Annotated in this window: 3 protein-coding genes; all 3 read left to right on the forward strand. The window is 74.0% G+C overall.

Annotated features, from left to right (window positions below; translation table 11 throughout):
* Positions 1-650, forward strand: a 650-nt coding sequence (locus tag ACWCSD_RS50855; protein ID WP_449926792.1) for an acetate--CoA ligase family protein, incomplete at its 5' end; no start/stop codon positions are given.
* Positions 631-2,307 (forward strand): (2,3-dihydroxybenzoyl)adenylate synthase, encoded by a 1,677-nt coding sequence (locus ACWCSD_RS50860; RefSeq protein WP_449926795.1) that lies wholly within the window; start codon positions 631-633, stop codon positions 2,305-2,307. The genes ACWCSD_RS50855 and ACWCSD_RS50860, both read left to right, overlap by 20 nt.
* Before the next feature lie 226 nt (positions 2,308-2,533).
* Positions 2,534-2,914, forward strand: a 381-nt coding sequence (locus ACWCSD_RS50865; protein WP_449926798.1) for an acyl carrier protein, incomplete at its 3' end; no start/stop codon positions are given.

Consider the following 2,914-nt stretch of genomic DNA (forward strand, 5'->3'; position numbering starts at 1 on the left):
CCCGGTACGACGAGCACGCCGGCAAGGCCCTGCTCGGACGGCTGGGCGTGGCCACCATGCCCCGCCACGCCTGCCCGGACCGGGCCGCCGCCCACGCCGCCTTCGACTCCCTCGGGACGGCGGTCGCCGTCAAGCTGCTGGACGCCGACGTCCTGCACAAGACGGAGATCGGCGGCGTGCACCTGGGCGTGTCCACCTCCGCCGGCCTGGACGCCGCGCTGGACGCGCTGGACGCGGCGGGCGCGCGCCGCTACCTGGTGGAGGCCATGGCGCCGGCCGGGATCGATCTGGTCGTCGGCGCGCGGCGCGACCCCGTCTTCGGGCCCGTGGTGCTCGTCGGGCTGGGCGGCACGGTGGCCGAGGCCCTGGCCGACGTCGCCGTCCGGCTCGCCCCGCTGTCTCCCGGCGAAGCCGCCGGCATGGCGGCCGAACTGGCCGGGCGGGCCCTGCTCGCCGGGTGGCGCGGCGGCCCCGTCCTCGACCCCGACGCTCTCGGCACGATCGTCTCCAGGCTCGGCGACCTGCTCGTCGCCAACCCGCTCCTGGACGAGATCGAGGTCAATCCGCTCCGGCTCACGCAGCGAGGTCTGATCGCGCTTGACGCCGTCATCCTCACCAGGAAGGCCGACGATGCCCACCCCGATCACTGAGCACACCGTGCCCTGGCCCGACGCCGACGTCACCCGTTTCACCGAGCAGGGCTACTGGGCCGGGGTCGCGCTCGGCACCCTGCTGCGGGAGGCCGCCGACCGCCATCCGGACGCCACCGCGCTGGTCGACGGGCCGGGGCTGCGCCTGACGTACGGCGAGCTGGCCGATCGCGCCGACGCCGCCGCCGTGCGCCTGCGCGACCTCGGCATCGCGCCGGGCGAGCGGATCGTCATGCAGCTGGGCAACTCGTGGGAGTTCGTCGTCCTGCTGCTGGCGTGCCTGCGCGCGGGCATCGTGCCGGTGATGGCGCTGCCCGCCCATCGCCGGGCCGAGCTGACGTATCTGGCCGTGCACGCCGAGGCGGTGGCGATCGCCGTCCCCGACCGGAGCAGGGACTTCGACCACCAGCGGCTCGCCCACGACCTCGCGGCCGACGTGCGCGCCGCCACCGGGGCCGGATGGCGGGTGCTGGTCGCCGGGGACGACGTCGCGCCGGGAAGCGTCGACCTGCGGGCCCTGTGCGGCCCGCCCACCGGCCGGACCGGCTTCGACCTGCCCGCCCCCTCCTCCCGGGACGTGGCCGTCTTCCTGTTGTCCGGCGGCACGACCGGCCTGCCCAAGCTCATCGCCCGCACCCACGACGACTACGCCTACAACGCCCGGGCCAGCGCCGAGGTCGCCGGGGTCACGAAGGACTCGGTCTACCTGGTCAGCCTGCCCGCCGGGCACAACTTCCCGCTCGCCTGCCCGGGGATCCTCGGCGTCCTGCTCGCCGGGGGCCGGGTGGTCATGCTGCCCTCGCCCGAGCCGGTACGGGCCTTCGCCACGATCGAGGCGGAAGGCGTCACGCACACCGCGGTGGTGCCCGCGGTCGCCGGCCGCTGGCTGGAGCGGGCCGTGCGGCACGGCGCCGGGCAGCTCAGCACCCTGCGGGTCGTCCAGGTCGGCGGCGCCCGTCTCGCGGACGAGCTGGCGTGCCAGGTCGAGCCGGTGCTCGGGGCGAGGTTGCAGCAGGTGTTCGGCATGGCGGAGGGGCTGCTGAACTTCACCCGCCTCGACGACCCCGTGGAGACGGTGTGCGGCACCCAGGGCCGTCCCCTCTGCCCCGCCGACGAGATCAGGATCGTGGACGAGCAGGACCGGGACGTGCCGGACGGCCGGCCGGGGCTGCTGCTCACCCGTGGGCCGTACACCCCCCGCGGGTACTACCGGGCGGCAGAGCACAACGCCCGCTCCTTCACCGGCGACGGCTGGTTCCGCACGGGTGACATCTGCCTGCGCACCCCCGAGGGCAACCTCGTGGTGGTCGGCCGCGACAAGGACATGATCAACCGGGGCGGGGAGAAGATCTCGGCCGAGGAGATCGAGAACCTCGTGTACCGGCTGCCCGCCGTGAGCCAGGTCGCCGCCGTGGCCATGCCGGACCCCGTGCTCGGGGAGCGCGTGTGCGTGTACGTCGTGCCGCGGGCCGGGGCGACGGTCACGCTGGAGGAGATCCGGGCGCGGATGGAGAGCGCGGAGGTCGCCCGCTTCAAGCTGCCCGAACGGCTCGTCGTCGTCGAGGAGCTCGCCTGGACCAAGGTCGGGAAGATCGACAAGAAGGCCCTCAGGGCCGACATCGCCGACCGCCTCAGGGCCGAGCTTGCCGGGGGGTGACGAAGCCCGCCGCCGCTCCGGCGCGTACGGTCGGCGAGCGTCCCTGCTCGGTGCGTGCTCGTCCGTCGCGTAGCGCCATGTCAGGCCCGGCGCGGCGGCTCCACGGACTTTTTGCGTGACCGAAATCCCGATAAATACGGGCTTGTGGTGGATTACGGCGCTCGGGAAGGATGCTGGGAGGCGGACGGTGATCCCGTCCGATCGCAGGCGAGACGAAGGACGCCGGATGACCCAGGCCGACGCGGTTGCATCACTCGTGGAGCGCAGGTTAGGCCGCGCCCTCGATCCCGACCTCAACTTCTTCGAAGCCGGTTTCGACTCGCTCGCGCTGGTCGAGCTGCACGAGGAGATCACCGAGGCGCTGGGCCTGAAGCTGCCCGTCACCGCGATGTTCACCCACCCGAACCTGCGCGCGCTCTCGCAGCTGATCGCCAAGGGCCAGGCGTCCGCCCCCGCCAGGCAGGACGGCGTCCGCCGCCGTCCGCTGGGCGGCAGCCGCCGCGACGTGCGCGTCGGCGCCCTGTCCCAGGACGGCCAGCTCCAGGACCTCACCGCCCTGCTCGACGCGCCGAGCTGGGACGACCCCGCCGTCAAGGTCAGGGACACC

The organism is Nonomuraea sp. NPDC001684, assembly GCF_053596515.1.

What these genes read in the sequence shown, in the direction of transcription:
- ACWCSD_RS50860 (WP_449926795.1), top strand. Translation starts at nt 631, where the DNA reads ATGCCCACCCCGATCACTGAGCACACCGTGCCCTGGCCCGACGCCGAC.